This window comes from Roseovarius nanhaiticus, from assembly GCF_900156535.1.
GTDB classification, from domain to species: Bacteria; Pseudomonadota; Alphaproteobacteria; order Rhodobacterales; family Rhodobacteraceae; genus Roseovarius; species Roseovarius nanhaiticus.
The window spans coordinates 1,281,513-1,297,550 of the sequence record NZ_FTNV01000001.1; the positions used below are offsets into that span (position 1 = coordinate 1,281,513).

A 16,038-nucleotide genomic window follows, 5' to 3' on the forward strand; every position below is an offset into this window, starting at 1 on the left:
CCTTTTCGTGGGCGTTACTCGGCGTTCGGGACGTCCGCGCCACCCCCGCGCACCGCTGTCAGTGCCCAGTCGATCCGCACCTCATAGGCTAGCGAGCTCTCGTCCTTGGTATCGGTGCCGATGCCGAAGTTCATGCGATTGACTGTCAGCGCGCCTGCAGCGTTGGCCGTGTCGCCCTCAACGGCCAGCTCAACAGGCATGCGCACCGGCAAGGTTTCATCCCGGATGCGCAATGTGCCATCTGCGATCAAACCGTCCTCATTGATCAGGGTCGCCTCGAAGACGGCTGTCGGAAACTCTTCGGCTGCGAAGAAGTCTGCGCCCATCGCCTGCCCGGTGACCGAGCCAAGCGTCAGGGATTGGATGGCGATCGTCACCGTGACCGCGCCGTGGCGCCCGTCGGCATCCGACGTTTCGGCATAGTCGATCTGCGCGGTCCAGTCGGCAAAACTGCCGGTCACGTCCGTGCCGTTTTGCACGATGGTGATGCCCAGATTGCCCTCGGTGACCTGCCATTCGCTGGGCACATCGGCCAGTGCTTCGGCGCGCGCGGCCTCTGGCACGGTCAACCAGCCCGCGGCGCCGCCCAAGCCGATCGCAGCCGCCCAGACGGCCAGCGCCGCCAGTATTGGTAGGGCATGGCCCGGCTGCGCCTCGGTCGGCAGTGCGGTCTGGTGGCCCGGCAGCATGCGGCGCAGCGTGGCGTCGCGGTCAATGACGTGATGTTTGAGCGCGCCCGCGATATGCAGCGCGACGGAGCCTGCCAAAACCCATTGAAGAATGAAATGCAGCGCGCCCGTCACCTCGGCCACGGCCGGATCCTTGGGCACAAACGGCAGGCCCTGCCCGAACGGCCACCAGATCGGCGCAAAGCCGGTCGTCGCCGCGTGATGCACCCAGCCGCTGAGCGGGACCAGAACGAGCGAGCCGTAAAGCAGCCAATGCACCGTCTCGGCCAGCCGCGCCTCCATCGGCCTGTCGCCGTTCAACAGGGCGGGCTTCGGCTGTGAGATCGCCCAGAGGATGCGAAGGACCGCCAGTGCAAAGATGGTGACGCCCAGCGTTTTATGAATGGAAAAGAGTAGCTTGGCCCATTCCAGCACCGCATCTGTCGTCTGTATGTCCGGCGCCTCGATCCGGTGCGCCAGCTCGCTTGCGATCCAGCCCAGAGGGAACATCGACAGGATCATCAACGCGATCGTCCAGTGGAAGAATTTTGTCACGCTGCCATAGCTGGTCGCGGTGTTCCGGGTGGGCATGGGTCTGTTGTCCTTTGAGCGTTCAGTGCGTGGCAAGCTAGCGCAAAGGGGACGGGACGCAATCCTGCGACGGCGCACAGTCGCCCTGCGCCATTGCCTCGCGCGGCCTTGCGCGATATCCGTCGATGCAATCAGTCGAAGGAGGGCCAGCATGGGCCGAGCATTCATTTTTCCGGGGCAGGGTGCCCAGACCATCGGCATGGGCCGCGCATTGGCCGAGGCCTATCCGGCCGCGCGCGACGTCTTTGACGAGGTCGACGACGCGCTGGGCGAGGCGCTGTCGGCCACCATCTGGGAGGGCAATATCGAAACGCTGACCCTGACGCAGAATGCGCAGCCGGCGCTGATGGCCACCTCCCTTGCTGCGATGCGCGCCCTTGAGGCGGAAGGTGTGGATATTGCCGCCGCGCAATATGTCGCCGGCCACTCGCTCGGTGAATACTCGGCGCTTGCCGCCGCCGGCGCGCTGAGCGTGTCAGATACCGCGCGCCTTCTGCGCATCCGTGGCCGCGCCATGCAAGAGGCGGTGCCGGTGGGCGTCGGCGCCATGGCGGCGATCCTCGGGCTGGATCTGGAGGCCGTGCGCGCACTGGCCGCCGATGCCGCCGAGGGCGAGATTTGCGAGGCCGCCAATGACAATGATCCGGGGCAGGTCGTCGTTTCGGGCCATAAGGCGGCGGTCGAGCGGGCCGTCGAGATGGCGAAGCCGCGCGGCGCCAAGCGTGCGATGCTTCTCCCGGTCAGCGCGCCGTTTCATTGCGCGCTTATGGCGCCCGCCGCCGATGTCATGCGCGCCGCACTGGACGAGGTGGCGATGGATGCCCCCGCGGTGCCGCTGATCGCCAATGTCCGCGCCGAGGCCGTGACCGATCCCGAAGAGATCCGCGCGCTTCTGGTCAGTCAGGTGACGGGCGCGGTGCGCTGGCGCGAGAGCGTGGGCTACATGGCCGCGCAGGGCGTGACCGAGACATGGGAGATCGGCGCGGGCAAGGCGCTCTCGGGTATGGTCCGCCGGATCGAAAAGGACATCGCCGTGCGCAATATTGGCACGCCCGAAGAGGTGGTGGCCGCGGCTGCCGCCCTGCAAGACAGCTAAAAAGGAATTTCTGATGTTTGACCTGACAGGCAAGACCGCGCTCATCACCGGCGCATCGGGCGGGATCGGCGGCGAGATTGCCCGCGCCCTTCACGCGGCGGGCGCCACCGTGGGCCTCAGCGGCACCCGCACCGAGCCGCTGGAGGCATTGGCGGCCGATCTGGGCGAGCGCGCCCATGTGCTGCCTTGCAACCTATCCGACAAGGACGCGGTCGAGGCGCTGCCCAAGCAGGCGATCGAAGCGATGGGCGCGCTGGATATCCTCGTCAACAATGCCGGGATCACGCGCGATCAGATCTTCATGCGTATGTCGGATGATGAATGGCAAAACGTGCTGGACGTAAATCTGACCAGCACCATGCGTCTTTGCCGTGGCGTGATGCGTCCGATGATGAAGGCGCGCTGGGGCCGCATCATCAATATCAGCTCCATTGTGGGCGCCACGGGCAATCCTGGTCAGGCCAACTATGCTGCCTCCAAGGCGGGTGTCGTCGGCATGACCAAATCCATCGCATACGAGGTTGCCAGCCGCGGCATCACCGCCAACGCCGTTGCCCCTGGCTTCATCGCGACCGCGATGACCGACAAGCTGACCGAGGATCAGAAGTCCAAGATCAATGGGCAGATCCCCGCCGCCCGCATGGGCACACCGGCGGAGATCGCCGCAGCCGTGCTTTACCTCGCCAGCGACGAGGCGGGCTATGTCACGGGCACGGTGCTGCATGTCAACGGCGGCATGGCGATGCTTTGACCATCGCCTTGCACGGGGCGGCGAAAACATTTGCCTCGCGCGCGCCATATGCTATAGGCGGCGCAGATTTGCAGGGGGCCGCGCCACGCGGCCCTTCGTAGAGTGCCTCGGAGGGCATTGACTTAACGCCCTCATTGGGCACCATTCACGTCGCTACCCGCCTTGCCGGGCGGGGGCAAAACGGGCCGAGGCGCCCATCGAGAAAACAAGGATTATGACATGAGCGATATCGCAGACCGCGTGAAGAAAATCGTAGTCGAGCATCTGGGCGTCGAAGAAGACAAGGTTGTCGAGAACGCATCCTTCATCGACGATCTGGGCGCCGACAGCCTGGACACGGTCGAGCTGGTCATGGCCTTCGAAGAAGAGTTCGGGATCGAGATCCCCGATGACGCCGCCGAGAACATCCAGACGTTCGGCGATGCGGTCAAGTTCATCAAGGAAGCCTCCTGAGGCATCCCGGCGGGGCCCAGAAGGGTCCTGTCATTTGAACGGCGATCACGACATCAAAAAGGCCGCACAGCGTACGCTGTGCGGCCTTTTCTTTTCGCCATCAGCCTAAACAGCCGATCGGATCACATCTTAGTTCCAGAAGCCTTCATCGACGCTGGGCAGCGCTTCCATCTCTTCTTCGTTCATGCGTGTGAGCAGAACGAGCGAAGTGTCGTCGACGGGCACCAAGCGAACGTCGTCAATCGAGATCATGACGTGCTTGTCCGCGATGTCGAGGAAACCGCCGACTTCGGCGACAACACCCTTCATCTGACCGTCACGGCTCAGGACGATGTCTTCAATCGTGCCGATCTCGTTCCAGTCGGCGCCGACAGAGTCGTATTCTGCTCCGTCCCAACCTTCGTCGTTGGCCTCGTCCATTGTGTAGATGGCGCCGCCCGTGATGTCGCGGGTGCGGATCAAGTCGTCTTTCATGGCGGACATCGCTTCGCTGTTTTCCGAAGCGGTTTTCATGCTGCTGTCTTGTGCCATTGCGCCGCCTGCTGCGACGGTAAGAGCCAGTGCGCTTGCTGTCAGGAATTTCATTTCTGCATCTCCTTATCTTGCGTTGCGTTCGGGTACCCAACGGGGCGATGCCATGTGAGTTCCGGGGATTTTGCGAGATTTCTTACAAAATGTCGCAGGAGCGCCCCGAGTGAGCGTGCGGCACGTCGCGGCGTTTTTCGGATCAGATGCGCCGATTTGAGACGATCGTGTCGCGCGCGCTCGGTGCATGGTGTGTCAGCTGCGCGCTGGGCGCGGTGCTGAGCGGGGACTGTCTGCCATGATCATCTATCCCACCCTGGAACTCTTGGACGGCAAATGCGTGTCGCTGGCGCGCGGGCAGCTGGACGCGCCGATGCTGTGGCATGTCGATCCGGTCGAGATGGCACGCGGATTTGCGCGGGCTGGCGCAACCTGGATGCATCTGACGGACATCAACGGGTTGCGCGGCGACGGTGACAATAACGCGCTGGTCGAAGAGATCATTCGCGCCGCGGGCATTCCCGTGCAGCTGGGCGGCGGGTTTCGGACCGAAAGCCAGGTGGCCTCCTGGATCGATCGCGGCGCGGGGCGTGTCGTGATCGGCACCATGGCGGCGCGCAACCCCAGCCTGTTGCATCACCTTGCCAAGTTCTTTCCCGATCAGATCGTCATGGCACTGGACGTGCACGAGGGTTCGGTTGCCACCGATGGCTGGCGCGAAAGGTCCAGCTTTTCGCCCGAGAGTTTTCTTTCGGCATTCGATGCCGATCCGCTGGCCGGAATCATCATCACTGATGTCGGGGCCATGATGGAGGAAACCGACGGCACGCTGGGCATGATCAGCGGCCTTGCGGCGCAAACGCGTCATCCGGTTATCGCGCGTGGCACGGTCTACACGGTGGATGATGTGGCGCGGCTCAAATACGTGCCCAATATCGCTGGCACGTTGATCGGGCGGGCGCTGATGGCACGCGACGTCGATCTGGCCGAGGCGATCGGAATTGCCTCCAGTCCAAGCGAGCCGGTCGCGGCCTTCCAATAAGAGGTCCCGGCGCAGGACGGTGCAGGCTGCCTGCGCGGCAGGCACCTGCCGCCGCGCCAGCACGGTCTTGCCCCCCGGCCCCAGAAAAGGGTAAGAGCAGCGCCAAAGAACTTAACCGGAAGGGGCAGCAATATGCGCCGTGTCGTCGTAACAGGCCTGGGATTGGTCACACCTCTCGCATCCGGTGTCGAGGAGAGCTGGAGCCGCCTTTTGGACGGCCAGTCGGGCGCCGGCCCGATCACACGCTTTGATCCGGTCAACGTGCAGACCAAATACGCCTGCGAGGTCCCTCTGGGCGATGGCACGGACGGCACGTTCAATGCCGACCACTACATGGAGCCTAAAGAGCGCCGCAAAATTGATGATTTCATCCTCTACGGCGTCGCCGCCGCGCAGCAGGCGGTCGAGGATAGCGGCTGGATGCCCGAGGACGAGAGCGCGCGCGAGCGCACAGGCGTTTTGATTGGCTCGGGCATCGGTGGCCTGCGCTCGATCGAGGAGACGACGCTGATCATCCGCGACAAGGGTGTGCGGCGTGTGTCGCCCTTCTTCATTCCCGGCGCGCTGATCAACCTTATCAGCGGTCAGGTGGGCATCCGCTATGGCTTCAAGGGGCCGAATCATTCTGTGGTTACAGCCTGCTCGACCGGGGCGCATGCCATCGGCGATGCCGCGCGGCTGATCATGTTCGGGGATGCCGACGTGATGGTTGCGGGCGGCGCCGAGGCGGCAATCTGCGAGATCGGCATCGCGGGCTTCAATGCCTGCAAGGCGCTCAGCACCAAGCGCGCGGACGATCCCAAGGGCGCGAGCCGGCCCTACGATGCGGATCGCGACGGCTTTGTCATGGGCGAGGGCGCCGGTATCGTCGTGCTGGAGGAATACGAGCACGCGAAGGCGCGTGGCGCCAAGATCTATGCCGAGGTGCTGGGCTACGGCCTGTCGGGCGACGCCTATCACATCACCGCCCCCAGCGAGGACGGCGATGGCGGCTTCCGCGCGATGAAGATGGCGCTGGGCCATGCGGGCGTCGATCCCGCAGATGTCGATTACATCAATGCGCATGGCACTTCGACCATGGCCGACACGATCGAGCTGAAGGCGGTCGAGCGGCTTCTGGGCGATGCGGCCTCGAAGGCGACGATGAGCTCCACGAAATCCGCGACCGGGCACCTTTTGGGCGCGGCGGGCGCGATCGAGGCGATCTTTTCGATCCTGGCGATCCGCGATCAGGTGGTGCCGCCCACCATCAACCTCGACAACCCGGCGGTCGAGACGCCGCTTGACCTGGCGCCCAACAAGAAGGTTGCGCGCGAGGTGAAGGTGGCGCTGTCCAACAGCTTCGGCTTCGGCGGCACGAATGCCAGCGTCTGTTTCGGCGCGGTGCGCTGAATGTGGCGCAATATCACTTCATCGGCGCTCAGTTTTCTGGTCGTCGTTGTGTTCCTGCTGGGCGGCGTGATCGTCTGGGGCCAGAACACCTATAAGGCCGAGGGCCCGTCTGACGCGCCCATTTGCCTGCGCGTGGATCGCGGCGCGTCGATGCGCGCCACATCCGACAAGCTGGCCGATCAGGGCGCAATCACCAGCCCCATGATCTTTCGTATCGGCGCCGATTACGCGGGCAAATCCGGCGATCTCAAGGCTGGCAGCTGGCTGATTCCCGAGGGCGCCACCATGTCCGAGATCACGCGCATCATCACGCGTGGCGGGGCCAGCACGTGTGGCACCGAGATCGTCTACCGCATCGGCGTCACCTCCTCCGAGGTCGAGCTGCGCGAGTTGGACCTTGAATCGAACCGTTATGTCGAAAAGGCCGCTTATGACCCGGCGACCGAAGAGGCGCCCGAGGAGTTTGCCGACGTGCGCGCGCAGGCCGATACTCGCTACCGCGTGGCCATCGCCGAGGGCACGACAAGCTGGCAGATCGTCGAGGGGCTGAAATCCGTCGAAGTTCTGGAAGGCGAGGTCGCCGAAATTCCTGCCGAAGGCACGCTGGCCCCAGACAGTTACGAAGTGGCCAAGGGCGACACCCGCGCCAGCGTGATCGAGCGCATGACCGAAGCGCAGGAAGTGATCGTCGCGGCCGCGTGGGCCAGCCGCTCCGAGGGGCTGCCATTGGCCAATGAGCAAGAAATGCTGATCCTCGCCTCGATCATCGAGAAAGAGACGGCGGTCGCCGATGAGCGGCGCCAGGTTGCCAGCGTGTTCGAGAACAGATTGCGCCAGGGCATGCGTCTGCAAACCGACCCAACGGTCATCTACGGTATCACCGAAGGGCAGGGCGTTCTGGGCCGTGGCCTCCGGGCTAGCGAATTGCGGGCCGCGACACCGTGGAACACCTATGTCATCGAAGGTCTACCGCCGACGCCCATCGCCAATCCGGGCCGCGCCAGCATCGAGGCCGCGGTCGATCCGGCGGCGACCGATTACGTTTTCTTCGTGGCCGATGGCACGGGCGGGCATGCCTTTGCCGAGACGCTGGACGAGCATAACGCGAATGTGGCGCGCTGGCGCCAGATCGAGGCCGAGCGCAACGCGGCCGAGTGATGCACCTCGATCGCGAGACGTCGCTGCGGCGAAAGGGCGCTTGACCCTCCGGCTTGCGGGGGCCAAGAACGAGCCGCGTCCAAACCACCCAAAAGGCAGGAGCGATAGATGGCCCGTAGCGGAGCACAAAGCGCAGAGTTGCGCGGTCGCGATCCGTCCAAGCGCATCGGTGCGCTGGCCGCGCTGACCCCATTTTTGATGCCGTACAAGCTGCTTATGGCAGCGGCGGCGCTGGCCCTCTTTTTGACATCTGCCGTGGCGCTGACCCTGCCGCTGGCCGTGCGCCGGGTGATCGACAATTTCAACGTCGAAAACGGCGAGATCCTGGACCGCTACTTCATTGGGGCGCTGATCATCACCGGGCTGCTCGCCATCGGGACGGGCCTGCGCTATGCGCTGGTCACCAAGCTGGGCGAACGTGTAGTGGCCGATATCCGCCGCGCCGTTTTCGACCGCGTCATCGGCATGAGCCCCGTCTTTTTCGAGCGGATCATGACCGGCGAAGTCCTCAGCCGGATCACAACGGATACGACGCTTATCCTCAGCGTCATCGGCTCGTCCATCTCCATCGCGCTGCGCAATGCTCTGATCTTTGTCGGCGGGCTTGTCCTGATGCTGGCGACGTCGCCCAAGCTGACGGGGCTGGTTCTGCTGATCGTGCCGCTGATCATCGTGCCCATCCTGACGCTGGGCCGCAAGCTGCGCAAGCTGAGCCGCGACAATCAGGACTGGATTGCCGCCAGTTCGGGCAAGGCCTCCGAGGCGCTGCTGAGCGTTCAGGCGGTGCAGGCCTTCACCCACGAGACCGCGACGCGCGACGATTTCGGCGGCGCGACCGAGGCCAGTTATCGCTCGGCCCAGGAACGGATCCGCGTGCGGGCGATCATGACTGTTATCGTGATCTTCCTCGTCTTTACCGGCGTGGTCTGTGTGCTCTGGATCGGCGCGCGCGATGTGCGCGGCGGGAATATGAGTGCCGGATCCTTGGTGCAATTCGTCATCTATTCGGTGATGGTCGCTGGCGCGGTCGGCGCATTGTCCGAGATCTGGGGCGAGCTGCAGCGTGCGGCGGGCGCGACTGAACGCCTGGTCGAGCTCTTGCAGAGTGACGATCCGGTGCAGGACCCGGCTGCGCCCGCCCCGCTGCCGGCAACCGTAATCGGCGATATACGGTTCGAGAATGTCGAGTTCGTCTATCCCGCAAGGCCCGACGTTCCGGCGTTGCATGATTTTGATCTGCACATCAAACCGGGCGAGACGGTGGCGCTGGTTGGCCCGTCCGGCGCGGGCAAGACGACCGTGATCCAGATGCTGCAGCGGTTTTATGACCCGAAAGGGGGCCGAGTCCTGCTGGACGGCGTGGCGCTGGCCGATATGCGGCGGGATGAATTCCGCAAGGTGATGGCGCTGGTGCCGCAGGATCCGGTGATCTTCGCGACCAGCGCGCGAGAGAATATCCGCTTTGGCCGCCTGGATGCCACCGACGCCGAGGTCGAGGCGGCGGCGCGCACGGCGGCGGCGCATGAGTTCATCATGGCGCTGCCCGGCGGTTACGCCGCCGAGGTGGGCGAGCGGGGTGTCATGCTGTCCGGCGGGCAGAAACAGCGCATCGCCATCGCTCGCGCTATCCTGCGCGACGCGCCGGTTCTTCTCTTGGACGAGGCGACCAGCGCGCTTGACGCCGAAAGCGAGCGCGCGGTGCAGGAAGCGGTCGACAAGCTGGCCGAAGGGCGCACCACGATCATCGTCGCGCACCGCCTTGCCACGGTGAAGAAGGCGGACCGCATCATCGTGATGGAGGCGGGGCGTATTGTCGCCGAGGGTACGCATGACAGCCTCGTGGCCGAGGATGGGCTCTACGCGCGGCTGGCGCGTCTTCAATTCACCGGCGGCGCCTAGGGTGCGCGGTGCGATTTTGTGTATTTTTGCCAAGATGAAACCCGGGGTGGGCCTGCCGGGGCTGGCAGGGCGCGAAGGGCACTGGTAGGATCGCAGAATGAAAATAGCTACCGCTGCATACCCGCTGGATCCACTGCCCGATTGGGCAGCCTACAAAGCCAAACTGACCGATTGGGTGTCGAACGCTGCCGGGCAGGGGGCGCAAATCTTGGTCTTTCCCGAATATGGCGCACTGGAGCTGTCGATGCTGGCCGGTCCCGATATCGCGGGTGATCTGGAGGGCTGCCTGCGCGCGACATCGGATCTGATGGGCGACGTAGACGATCTGCACAGCGATCTGGCAGCGCGATTCAATGTCCATATTCTGTCAGCCTCGGCGCCCGTCTTCGACGAAGGCATCAGCCCGCGCCCTGTCAATCGTACGACGCTGTTCGCGCCCGGTGGCGGGCGCGGCGTTCAGGACAAGCAGATCATGACCCGCTTTGAACGCACGCCCTGGGACGTAGTGGGCGGCGGCGGCTTGCAGGTCTTTGACACGGCCCTTGGCAAGATTGCTGTCCTGATCTGCTACGACAGCGAATTCCCCCTGCTGGCCCGCGCCGTCAGCGACGCGGAACTGCTGCTGGTGCCCTCCTGCACCGACACGCTGGCGGGCTATAGCCGCGTGCGAATTGGCGCGATGGCCCGCGCGCTGGAGGGGCAATGTGTCAGCGCCATGGCCTCGCTGGTGGGTGATGCGCCGTGGTCGCCCGCTGTGGACGTGAATGTGGGCATGGGCGGCATCTTTGGCCCGCCCGATCACGGGTTCCCGCCGACGGGCGTCATTGCCGAGGGTGTCATGAATCGCCCCGGCTGGACCATCGGTGAGGTTGATCTGGCGCGCGTGGGCGATGTGCGCGCGGATGGCGGCGTTCTGAATCGCGCGCATTGGGCCGATCAGGCGGGGCGGGACGAAGCGCCCGCTGTCGTATCCTTGCGCTGAGCTTTCTGGCGCGCCGTCCTCTCGGGCTGCGTGGATTGGCCAAGGACCACAATAGCCCTTGAAAAAGGGAAGGAATGGCGCCATTTAAGGCGCTGTTCCGCCGCAGTGCGGAAAGTACCGCTTTAGGAGACCACATGGCCAAGGAAGATACGCTCGAATTTCCCGGTGTCGTCAAGGAACTCCTGCCGAATGCGACATTCAGGGTCGAGCTGGAAAACGGCCATGAGATCATCGCACATACGGCAGGCAAGATGCGCAAGAACCGCATCCGCGTTCTGGCCGGCGACAAGGTGCAAGTCGAAATGACCCCCTATGATCTGACCAAGGGCCGGATCAATTACCGCTTCAAATAACGGCCCAATGGCGCTTGGCCGCATGCGGGACCGCGTTTCGCCATGGGCAAAGCGCTGCTGACCATCCAAGACACGTCAGGTGCCATGACCCAAGGGCTGATCTCTCCCCGCCTCATTCTCGGCTCGGCCAGCCCGCGCCGGAGAGATCTGTTGTCGCAGATCGGCGTCATCCCAGACGACATCCGTCCGCCCGATATTGACGAAACACCTGCAAAGGCGGAACAGCCGCGCCCCTATTGCATCCGCATGGCGCATGAAAAGGCGCTGGCCGTCGAGGCGGACGAATGCGATGTGGTGCTGTCGGCGGACACAACCGTTGCATTGGGGCGCCGCATTTTGGGCAAGCCTGCCGATGCCGCCGAGGCGGGGGCATTTTTGCGCGCCCTATCTGGCCGTCGTCACAGCGTGATCACGGCGGTAGCCGTCCGTCGCGGCGCCCGCGTCTGGCAGCGCGATGTTCTCACGAAAGTGCGGATGAAGCGGCTCGACGACGCCGAACTGGCCGCCTATCTCGCCACGGGGGACTGGCAAGGCAAAGCGGGCGGGTACGGTATCCAAGGCCCCGCAGGGGCGCTGATCCCATGGATTTCAGGCTCGTTCACCGCTGTCGTAGGCCTTCCGCTGGCCGAGACGGCGGTGCTGCTGCGAGCCGCAGGCTGGAGGGCGCAGGTATGAGCCGCGAGACCATTGTTCTGGATCATCTTGGCGGGCGCGAGACCGCCGCGCGCCTTGTGGGTGGGCGCCTTGAGGATGTGCTGATCGACAGCGACGCGCCGCGCGTCGGCACCATCTATCGCGCGATCGCCGACCGTCCTGTCAAAGGGCAGGGGGGCATGTTCTTGCGCACGCCCGATGGACCGGCCTTCTTGCGGCAGGTGCGCGGCCTTGCGCCGGGGCAGGTGTTGCTGGTGCAGGTCACCGGGCAGGCCGAGGCGGGCAAGGCGCTCCCGGTGACGCAAAAGCTGCTCTTCAAATCGCGTTACGCCATCGTGACGCCGGACGCGCCGGGCCTCAACATCAGCCGCCGGATCCGCGATGACGATCGGCGCGATGTTCTGATCCAGATCGCGCGCAGCGAAATGGAAGGCTCGGCCATGGGCCTGATCTTGCGCTCGTCTTGCCTGGACGCCGAGGATGACGAGATTGCCGAGGACATCCGCGCGATGGCCGATCTGGCCTCCGCCGTGATGGGCGATGCGGCTGGCGAGGCCGAAGTGCTGACCGAAGGCGACGGCCCCCACCAGCTCGCCTGGCGCGACTGGAGCGCGCCCGCTGACGTCATCACGGAGCCGGGCGGCTTCGAGGCCGAGGGCGTCATGGACCAGCTGGAGCAACTAGGCCACCCCCATGTCGTCCTCAGCGGCGGCGCCACGATGTATGTCGAGCCGACCCGTGCGCTGATCGCGGTGGATGTGAACACTGGCGGCGATACCAGCCCTGCGGCAGGCCATAAGGCCAACCTCGCCGCCGCGCGCGAGTTGCCGCGTCAGTTGCGCCTGCGCGGCCTTGGGGGGCAAATCACGCTCGATCTGGCGCCCATGGCCAAGAAGGACCGCCGTCAATTCGAGGACGCCCTACGCGCCGCCTTCCGCGCCGATCCGGGGGAGACGGCCTTGGTGGGCTGGACACCGCTGGGACATTACGAACTGCAAAGAAAGCGCGATCGCGCGCCTCTGGAGGTGCCGTCATGAGCTGTCCGATCTGCAACAAGCCGGCTGACGCTGCGCACCGCCCATTTTGTTCCAAGCGCTGCGCGAATGTAGATCTCGCCCGTTGGCTAGGCGGCCAATATGCCATCCCCTCGAACGATCCCGAAGACATCGAAGCCGCCTTGGATGCCGCGCAAGAGGCCGAGGAAGCTGCGCAGAAAAAACCGCATTGAAAAATATGCCAAACCCTCTGGACAGCGCCCGGACCCTCGCCTAGAACGCCCTCACCCGAACGCTCAAGCGTTCCCGTTGCCCGGGTAGCTCAGGGGTAGAGCAGTGGATTGAAAATCCTCGTGTCGGTGGTTCGATTCCGCCCCCGGGCACCACTTTGACCCATTGGAAATATTGCGCCTCTCGACCTGAGGTGCTTTGCGAAATTAGCGCCGATATCGTCGGGGCACGCAGAAGATCGCGCTTTCGTCTTTTGGGTAAGCTGTGTGTATTTTCTAATTTGCGTCTGTCGGTGGCGGCAGGTCTCAGAGTTTCCGAGGCGCCGGCTTGCCGGGATTGATCCTCGCCAATTTTCTGTTGCGCCGATTAGCTTCAACCTCTTGCGGCGGCTCAGGGAGAACGCTGATGCGGTATCGCGGCTTAGCCTTTTTCTATCCGAACGCTCGTGCGATGGAAGACAGTTCTAGCTATCAAACCGTTGGTTGACGCGCCGGTCTAGGTGACGATGTCATCATCCGTAAGCCCACCCGGCGGATGCTAAAAAATAAAAGCGGCCGCACGATCCCTCGTGCGACCCTATTAATTAGTAGCGGCCACGTCAGGAGGTTGCCTCTTTGTTAACCCCGCCCTTCATGGCAATCTCGGTCATGCGGCGGTCGCCGTCATAGGTTTGATCCAGGCACTTCTTCAGAACCGCCGCGTCGCTGTCCAAGCCAAGGCGGTTGGCGAAGGCGGCCAAAGTGCCATAGCCAGCCAATGCGTAATGCACCATGCGCTGGTATTGCGGGATTATGGCGGCGTCGCGCACGTCAGCGTCCGCGATCTCGTTGGACAATCCGTGTGCGCGCGCTTCTTTCACAAGGCCTTCCATGCCTTTGCAATGCTCGGCGCTGGGTTTGATGCCGTGCTCATTGCAGAGCTTTTCTATCTCGGCGATCCCGTCGGCAATACCGTTGCCGCCGGCGATCAGAGCCTCGGACAGCTCTTCGTCCTGGGCGGCGCGACCCAGTTCGGTCACGACGGGCAGGGATTGAGTGTTAGCGCTCCAGATGTCTTGCAATTGGTCGAGGTAAATGTCCTTGAGCGAGTTCATGGCCATGTCGATGTCCTTTCTTCTGGTTCATGGCCCAACCGGGCAGCGCCATGTAAGGTTCCTCTGATCGGTCAGGTTTGCCTGTATCTCGCCCGATTGCCTCTGGGTCTGAGCCAGAGAAAAAAGCTTTTCTGCCTGCCGGATCTCAGCGCTATGCGGGTTTGCGCTGTTCGTCAGAAGGGCAACCTCTCGCCGGGCTGCCGATGGTGAAACGGCCTTACCTTGCGTCTGCGAGATCGATGCGTTGGCTGAGCTCCGATAAGCGCGAGTTTGCGGACGTTCGCTGCGCTTATGCTTCTGTCCGGGTTCGAACGCATGGGAGCCTGCATGACTGCTCGGCCATCAGTTTTCCGGGTGCAGGTATTCCACGATCGCTACATCGTTCGAGCCGTTCAAGGGCAGACGCGCGTAATCAAGATTTTCAGGGCCAAGACTCGTATCCTTCAAGGCTGACAACAGCCGGCTGCGGGACAGATCGCGACCGGCTTGCCTTAATAGTTTGGCAAGCACACGGGCCGACAATGTCGCGTGCGCTTCCAGCGGGTGCAGGTCTTCGTCGAGGGCCAACTCAATGAGGTGCGGCGCTTCGATTATCAGAAAACTGCGTTCTGCATGAGGTGTCGCGTGCGCCTTTGATGCCAAACGGTACAGAATGACAGGATCGGGCAGTTCTGCTGGCACATGGCCGGCGAGGTCAATGACCGCATCCGGTTTTTGCTGGTTTGCGACGAAGTGATCTACCGGTCCAACCACAGCTTCCGGCACTGCCAGACGGATCAGGAACGACAGTGTTTCGACCCGGTCCGGTTCTGCGGAGATGCCAATCCGCTGCGCCGTCGTCGTCGCAAGATGTGCAGCGATGGCGCCATCGATATCACGTTCGGTCGGGAGAAAACTTCTTTGGATCGAGGCGTCTTCGCGCCCACCGATTGCGTTCAAGGCGAAGATAACCGGCAAACCCGTCGCGACCAGCTGATCGGTCAGGTCATCCTGATGCGGCGGCATGGCAAGTGCAGCGATCACCATGTCTGCCTGCCCGAGGGGATCATCGAGCGCCACCACCTCGATCTTGCGTCCGTAGACAGCGCCTGAGGGCAGGAGTCGCGCGACTTCATTTTTGAAAGCGTAGAGATATCGGGCACTCAGCGCGGGGAATGCGGGATCACTCACAACGCCAAACCGGACATTGTCTGGCGCGATTCCCTTTGCCTGCTGGTTTGGGAGGTCCTTCAGGTAACGCCACAATGACTTCAGTTCGGCCCCAGACAGATCGTAGCGCGGCATGATCCGGCTCAGGCTGCGACCGTCAGGGTTGGTGCCAGATGTCAGGGCATCGCGAAATTGCTCAAGAGTGTAGGCCGATCGCAATTCGGTTGGCTTGAGCAAAGCAGAGCCTGCGATCTCGGGCACGTTCCCTTCGATGCCGCCGGTCCCATCGCGCCCGTGACATTTGTGGCAGGCAAAACGCGCAATCCGCCCGTCTGCTGCCGTCGTGTTCTGCCCGGTGAACAGGTCATGTGCCGGATCAGCCCCCGCAATACCTGCGGCGAACGTCAGACCGGCCGCCAATGTGGCCAGCCCGCTGCGCATCAACTCGATATGGCGTTCAGCATCGACAGCAATTCATCGACGGACGGCATGGTCTGCGTGCGGAAAAATTCGCCAGTCTGCCCATCGCCGACCAGAAACACCGGATCATGCAGTTCAAGATTGTGTACCGGTGCGCCAACGGATTGCAGCAAGCGGCGGATGTCACCCGGATGACCCGTCAGCCATAGCCAGCGATCGCTTGCGCCAAATTTCTGCGCCGCTTCGGCCATCATGGCAGGAGTGTCATTTTGAGGATCAATCGTGACCGAGAGCAAGCGTACATCCCGGCCACCGACCGTGCCGACTTCGTCGTCCAACTGGGCCATGATATCGTTGCCAATCGGGCAGATCGACCCGCAGAGCGTGTAGCTGAACGTCATGACCAGCAATGCGCCACTGTCCAGCTCGCCGCGCAGCGCATGCGGCCTCGCGTGGTGGTCGACCAATGTCATTTGAGGAAGGCTGATCTGACCCTGCACAAATGCCGCGCTATCCTGCGCGGCGGACGCAGCCGCACAGACCGTCAGAGCACCGATCATGACAAGTCCTGAAATGCGTATCATTG

At 63.4% G+C, this 16,038-nt stretch carries 17 protein-coding genes and 1 tRNA gene; 13 read left to right on the forward strand and 5 right to left on the reverse strand.

Annotation, left to right across the window (positions count from 1 at the left end; all coding sequences use genetic code 11):
* Positions 1 to 14 precede the first annotated feature (14 nt).
* Positions 15 to 1,259 carry a cytochrome b/b6 domain-containing protein gene (locus BW975_RS06180; RefSeq protein ID WP_076531909.1) on the reverse strand — a complete coding sequence of 415 codons (1,245 nt, stop codon included), beginning with the start codon at positions 1,257 to 1,259 and terminating at the stop codon, positions 15 to 17.
* 151 nt (positions 1,260 to 1,410) lie between these two features.
* Here BW975_RS06180 and fabD point away from each other — a divergent pair, with 151 nt between their 5' ends.
* From fabD to BW975_RS06195, 3 genes are all read left to right on the forward strand, one after another.
* Positions 1,411 to 2,355, forward strand: coding sequence for an ACP S-malonyltransferase (gene fabD / locus BW975_RS06185; protein ID WP_076531911.1), 945 nt, complete (start codon positions 1,411 to 1,413; stop codon positions 2,353 to 2,355).
* Positions 2,356 to 2,368: 13 nt separating this feature from the next.
* Positions 2,369 to 3,106: a 3-oxoacyl-[acyl-carrier-protein] reductase gene (gene fabG, locus BW975_RS06190; protein ID WP_076531914.1), complete on the forward strand. Its 738-nt coding sequence runs from the start codon at positions 2,369 to 2,371 to the stop codon at positions 3,104 to 3,106.
* Between the two features lie 219 nt (positions 3,107 to 3,325).
* Positions 3,326 to 3,559: an acyl carrier protein gene (locus tag BW975_RS06195; protein WP_076531917.1), complete on the forward strand. Its 234-nt coding sequence runs from the start codon at positions 3,326 to 3,328 to the stop codon at positions 3,557 to 3,559.
* Positions 3,560 to 3,688: 129 nt separating this feature from the next.
* Here BW975_RS06195 and BW975_RS06200 read toward each other — a convergent pair whose 3' ends face one another.
* The gene (locus BW975_RS06200) at positions 3,689 to 4,144 is read right to left on the reverse strand and encodes a PRC-barrel domain-containing protein (protein WP_076531920.1); all 456 of its coding nucleotides are present in this window, start codon (positions 4,142 to 4,144) and stop codon (positions 3,689 to 3,691) included.
* 238 nt (positions 4,145 to 4,382) lie between these two features.
* Between BW975_RS06200 and BW975_RS06205 the strand changes: the two genes are divergently transcribed.
* From BW975_RS06205 to BW975_RS06250, 10 genes are all read left to right on the forward strand, one after another.
* Positions 4,383 to 5,126: a 1-(5-phosphoribosyl)-5-[(5-phosphoribosylamino)methylideneamino]imidazole-4-carboxamide isomerase gene (locus BW975_RS06205; RefSeq protein WP_076531922.1), complete on the forward strand. Its 744-nt coding sequence runs from the start codon at positions 4,383 to 4,385 to the stop codon at positions 5,124 to 5,126.
* Positions 5,127 to 5,258: 132 nt separating this feature from the next.
* Entirely contained in the window at positions 5,259 to 6,518 is a 1,260-nt protein-coding gene (gene fabF / locus BW975_RS06210; RefSeq protein WP_076531925.1) for a beta-ketoacyl-ACP synthase II, read from the forward strand.
* On the forward strand, positions 6,519 to 7,676 hold the full coding sequence (mltG, locus tag BW975_RS06215; RefSeq protein ID WP_076531928.1) for an endolytic transglycosylase MltG: 1,158 nt from the start codon (positions 6,519 to 6,521) through the stop codon (positions 7,674 to 7,676).
* Between the two features lie 108 nt (positions 7,677 to 7,784).
* On the forward strand, positions 7,785 to 9,575 hold the full coding sequence (locus tag BW975_RS06220; RefSeq protein WP_076531931.1) for an ABC transporter transmembrane domain-containing protein: 1,791 nt from the start codon (positions 7,785 to 7,787) through the stop codon (positions 9,573 to 9,575).
* 97 nt (positions 9,576 to 9,672) lie between these two features.
* A complete protein-coding gene (locus BW975_RS06225; protein ID WP_076531934.1) occupies positions 9,673 to 10,557 on the forward strand; it encodes a carbon-nitrogen hydrolase family protein in 885 nt (294 codons plus the stop codon).
* Between the two features lie 134 nt (positions 10,558 to 10,691).
* The gene (gene infA / locus BW975_RS06230) at positions 10,692 to 10,910 is read left to right on the forward strand and encodes a translation initiation factor IF-1 (RefSeq protein WP_005978431.1); all 219 of its coding nucleotides are present in this window, start codon (positions 10,692 to 10,694) and stop codon (positions 10,908 to 10,910) included.
* 84 nt (positions 10,911 to 10,994) lie between these two features.
* Positions 10,995 to 11,585 (forward strand): Maf family protein, encoded by a 591-nt coding sequence (locus BW975_RS06235; protein ID WP_076533454.1) that lies wholly within the window; start codon positions 10,995 to 10,997, stop codon positions 11,583 to 11,585.
* Entirely contained in the window at positions 11,582 to 12,601 is a 1,020-nt protein-coding gene (locus BW975_RS06240; RefSeq protein ID WP_076531937.1) for a ribonuclease E/G, read from the forward strand. Before BW975_RS06235 ends, BW975_RS06240 begins: the two co-directional genes overlap by 4 nt.
* Positions 12,598 to 12,792 carry a DNA gyrase inhibitor YacG gene (locus BW975_RS06245; RefSeq protein WP_076531939.1) on the forward strand — a complete coding sequence of 65 codons (195 nt, stop codon included), beginning with the start codon at positions 12,598 to 12,600 and terminating at the stop codon, positions 12,790 to 12,792. The genes BW975_RS06240 and BW975_RS06245 overlap by 4 nt, the downstream gene beginning before the upstream one ends.
* Before the next feature lie 78 nt (positions 12,793 to 12,870).
* A tRNA-Phe gene (locus BW975_RS06250) sits at positions 12,871 to 12,945 on the forward strand.
* A 443-nt stretch (positions 12,946 to 13,388) separates the two neighbouring features.
* On the opposite strand, the gene BW975_RS06255 is transcribed toward BW975_RS06250, so the two are convergent.
* The 3 genes from BW975_RS06255 to BW975_RS06265 form a co-directional block, all read right to left on the reverse strand.
* Positions 13,389 to 13,889, reverse strand: coding sequence for a ferritin-like domain-containing protein (locus BW975_RS06255; RefSeq protein ID WP_076531941.1), 501 nt, complete (start codon positions 13,887 to 13,889; stop codon positions 13,389 to 13,391).
* Between the two features lie 336 nt (positions 13,890 to 14,225).
* A complete protein-coding gene (locus BW975_RS06260; RefSeq protein WP_139194215.1) occupies positions 14,226 to 15,452 on the reverse strand; it encodes a c-type cytochrome in 1,227 nt (408 codons plus the stop codon).
* Positions 15,453 to 15,472: 20 nt separating this feature from the next.
* A complete protein-coding gene (locus tag BW975_RS06265) occupies positions 15,473 to 16,036 on the reverse strand; it encodes an SCO family protein (protein ID WP_076531945.1) in 564 nt (187 codons plus the stop codon).
* Positions 16,037 to 16,038 lie beyond the last annotated feature (2 nt).

Coding starts and splice junctions, on each gene's coding strand:
- BW975_RS06245 (WP_076531939.1), top strand. CDS start 12,598: ATGAGCTGTCCGATCTGCAACAAGCCGGCTGACGCTGCGCACCGCCCA.
- BW975_RS06235 (WP_076533454.1), top strand. CDS start 10,995: ATGACCCAAGGGCTGATCTCTCCCCGCCTCATTCTCGGCTCGGCCAGC.
- BW975_RS06255 (WP_076531941.1), bottom strand. CDS start 13,889: ATGGCCATGAACTCGCTCAAGGACATTTACCTCGACCAATTGCAAGAC.
- infA (WP_005978431.1), top strand. CDS start 10,692: ATGGCCAAGGAAGATACGCTCGAATTTCCCGGTGTCGTCAAGGAACTC.
- fabG (WP_076531914.1), top strand. CDS start 2,369: ATGTTTGACCTGACAGGCAAGACCGCGCTCATCACCGGCGCATCGGGC.
- BW975_RS06240 (WP_076531937.1), top strand. CDS start 11,582: ATGAGCCGCGAGACCATTGTTCTGGATCATCTTGGCGGGCGCGAGACC.
- BW975_RS06225 (WP_076531934.1), top strand. CDS start 9,673: ATGAAAATAGCTACCGCTGCATACCCGCTGGATCCACTGCCCGATTGG.
- mltG (WP_076531928.1), top strand. CDS start 6,519: ATGTGGCGCAATATCACTTCATCGGCGCTCAGTTTTCTGGTCGTCGTT.
- BW975_RS06180 (WP_076531909.1), bottom strand. CDS start 1,259: ATGCCCACCCGGAACACCGCGACCAGCTATGGCAGCGTGACAAAATTC.
- fabF (WP_076531925.1), top strand. CDS start 5,259: ATGCGCCGTGTCGTCGTAACAGGCCTGGGATTGGTCACACCTCTCGCA.
- BW975_RS06205 (WP_076531922.1), top strand. CDS start 4,383: ATGATCATCTATCCCACCCTGGAACTCTTGGACGGCAAATGCGTGTCG.
- BW975_RS06195 (WP_076531917.1), top strand. CDS start 3,326: ATGAGCGATATCGCAGACCGCGTGAAGAAAATCGTAGTCGAGCATCTG.
- BW975_RS06200 (WP_076531920.1), bottom strand. CDS start 4,144: ATGAAATTCCTGACAGCAAGCGCACTGGCTCTTACCGTCGCAGCAGGC.
- BW975_RS06220 (WP_076531931.1), top strand. CDS start 7,785: ATGGCCCGTAGCGGAGCACAAAGCGCAGAGTTGCGCGGTCGCGATCCG.
- fabD (WP_076531911.1), top strand. CDS start 1,411: ATGGGCCGAGCATTCATTTTTCCGGGGCAGGGTGCCCAGACCATCGGC.
- BW975_RS06265 (WP_076531945.1), bottom strand. CDS start 16,036: ATGATACGCATTTCAGGACTTGTCATGATCGGTGCTCTGACGGTCTGT.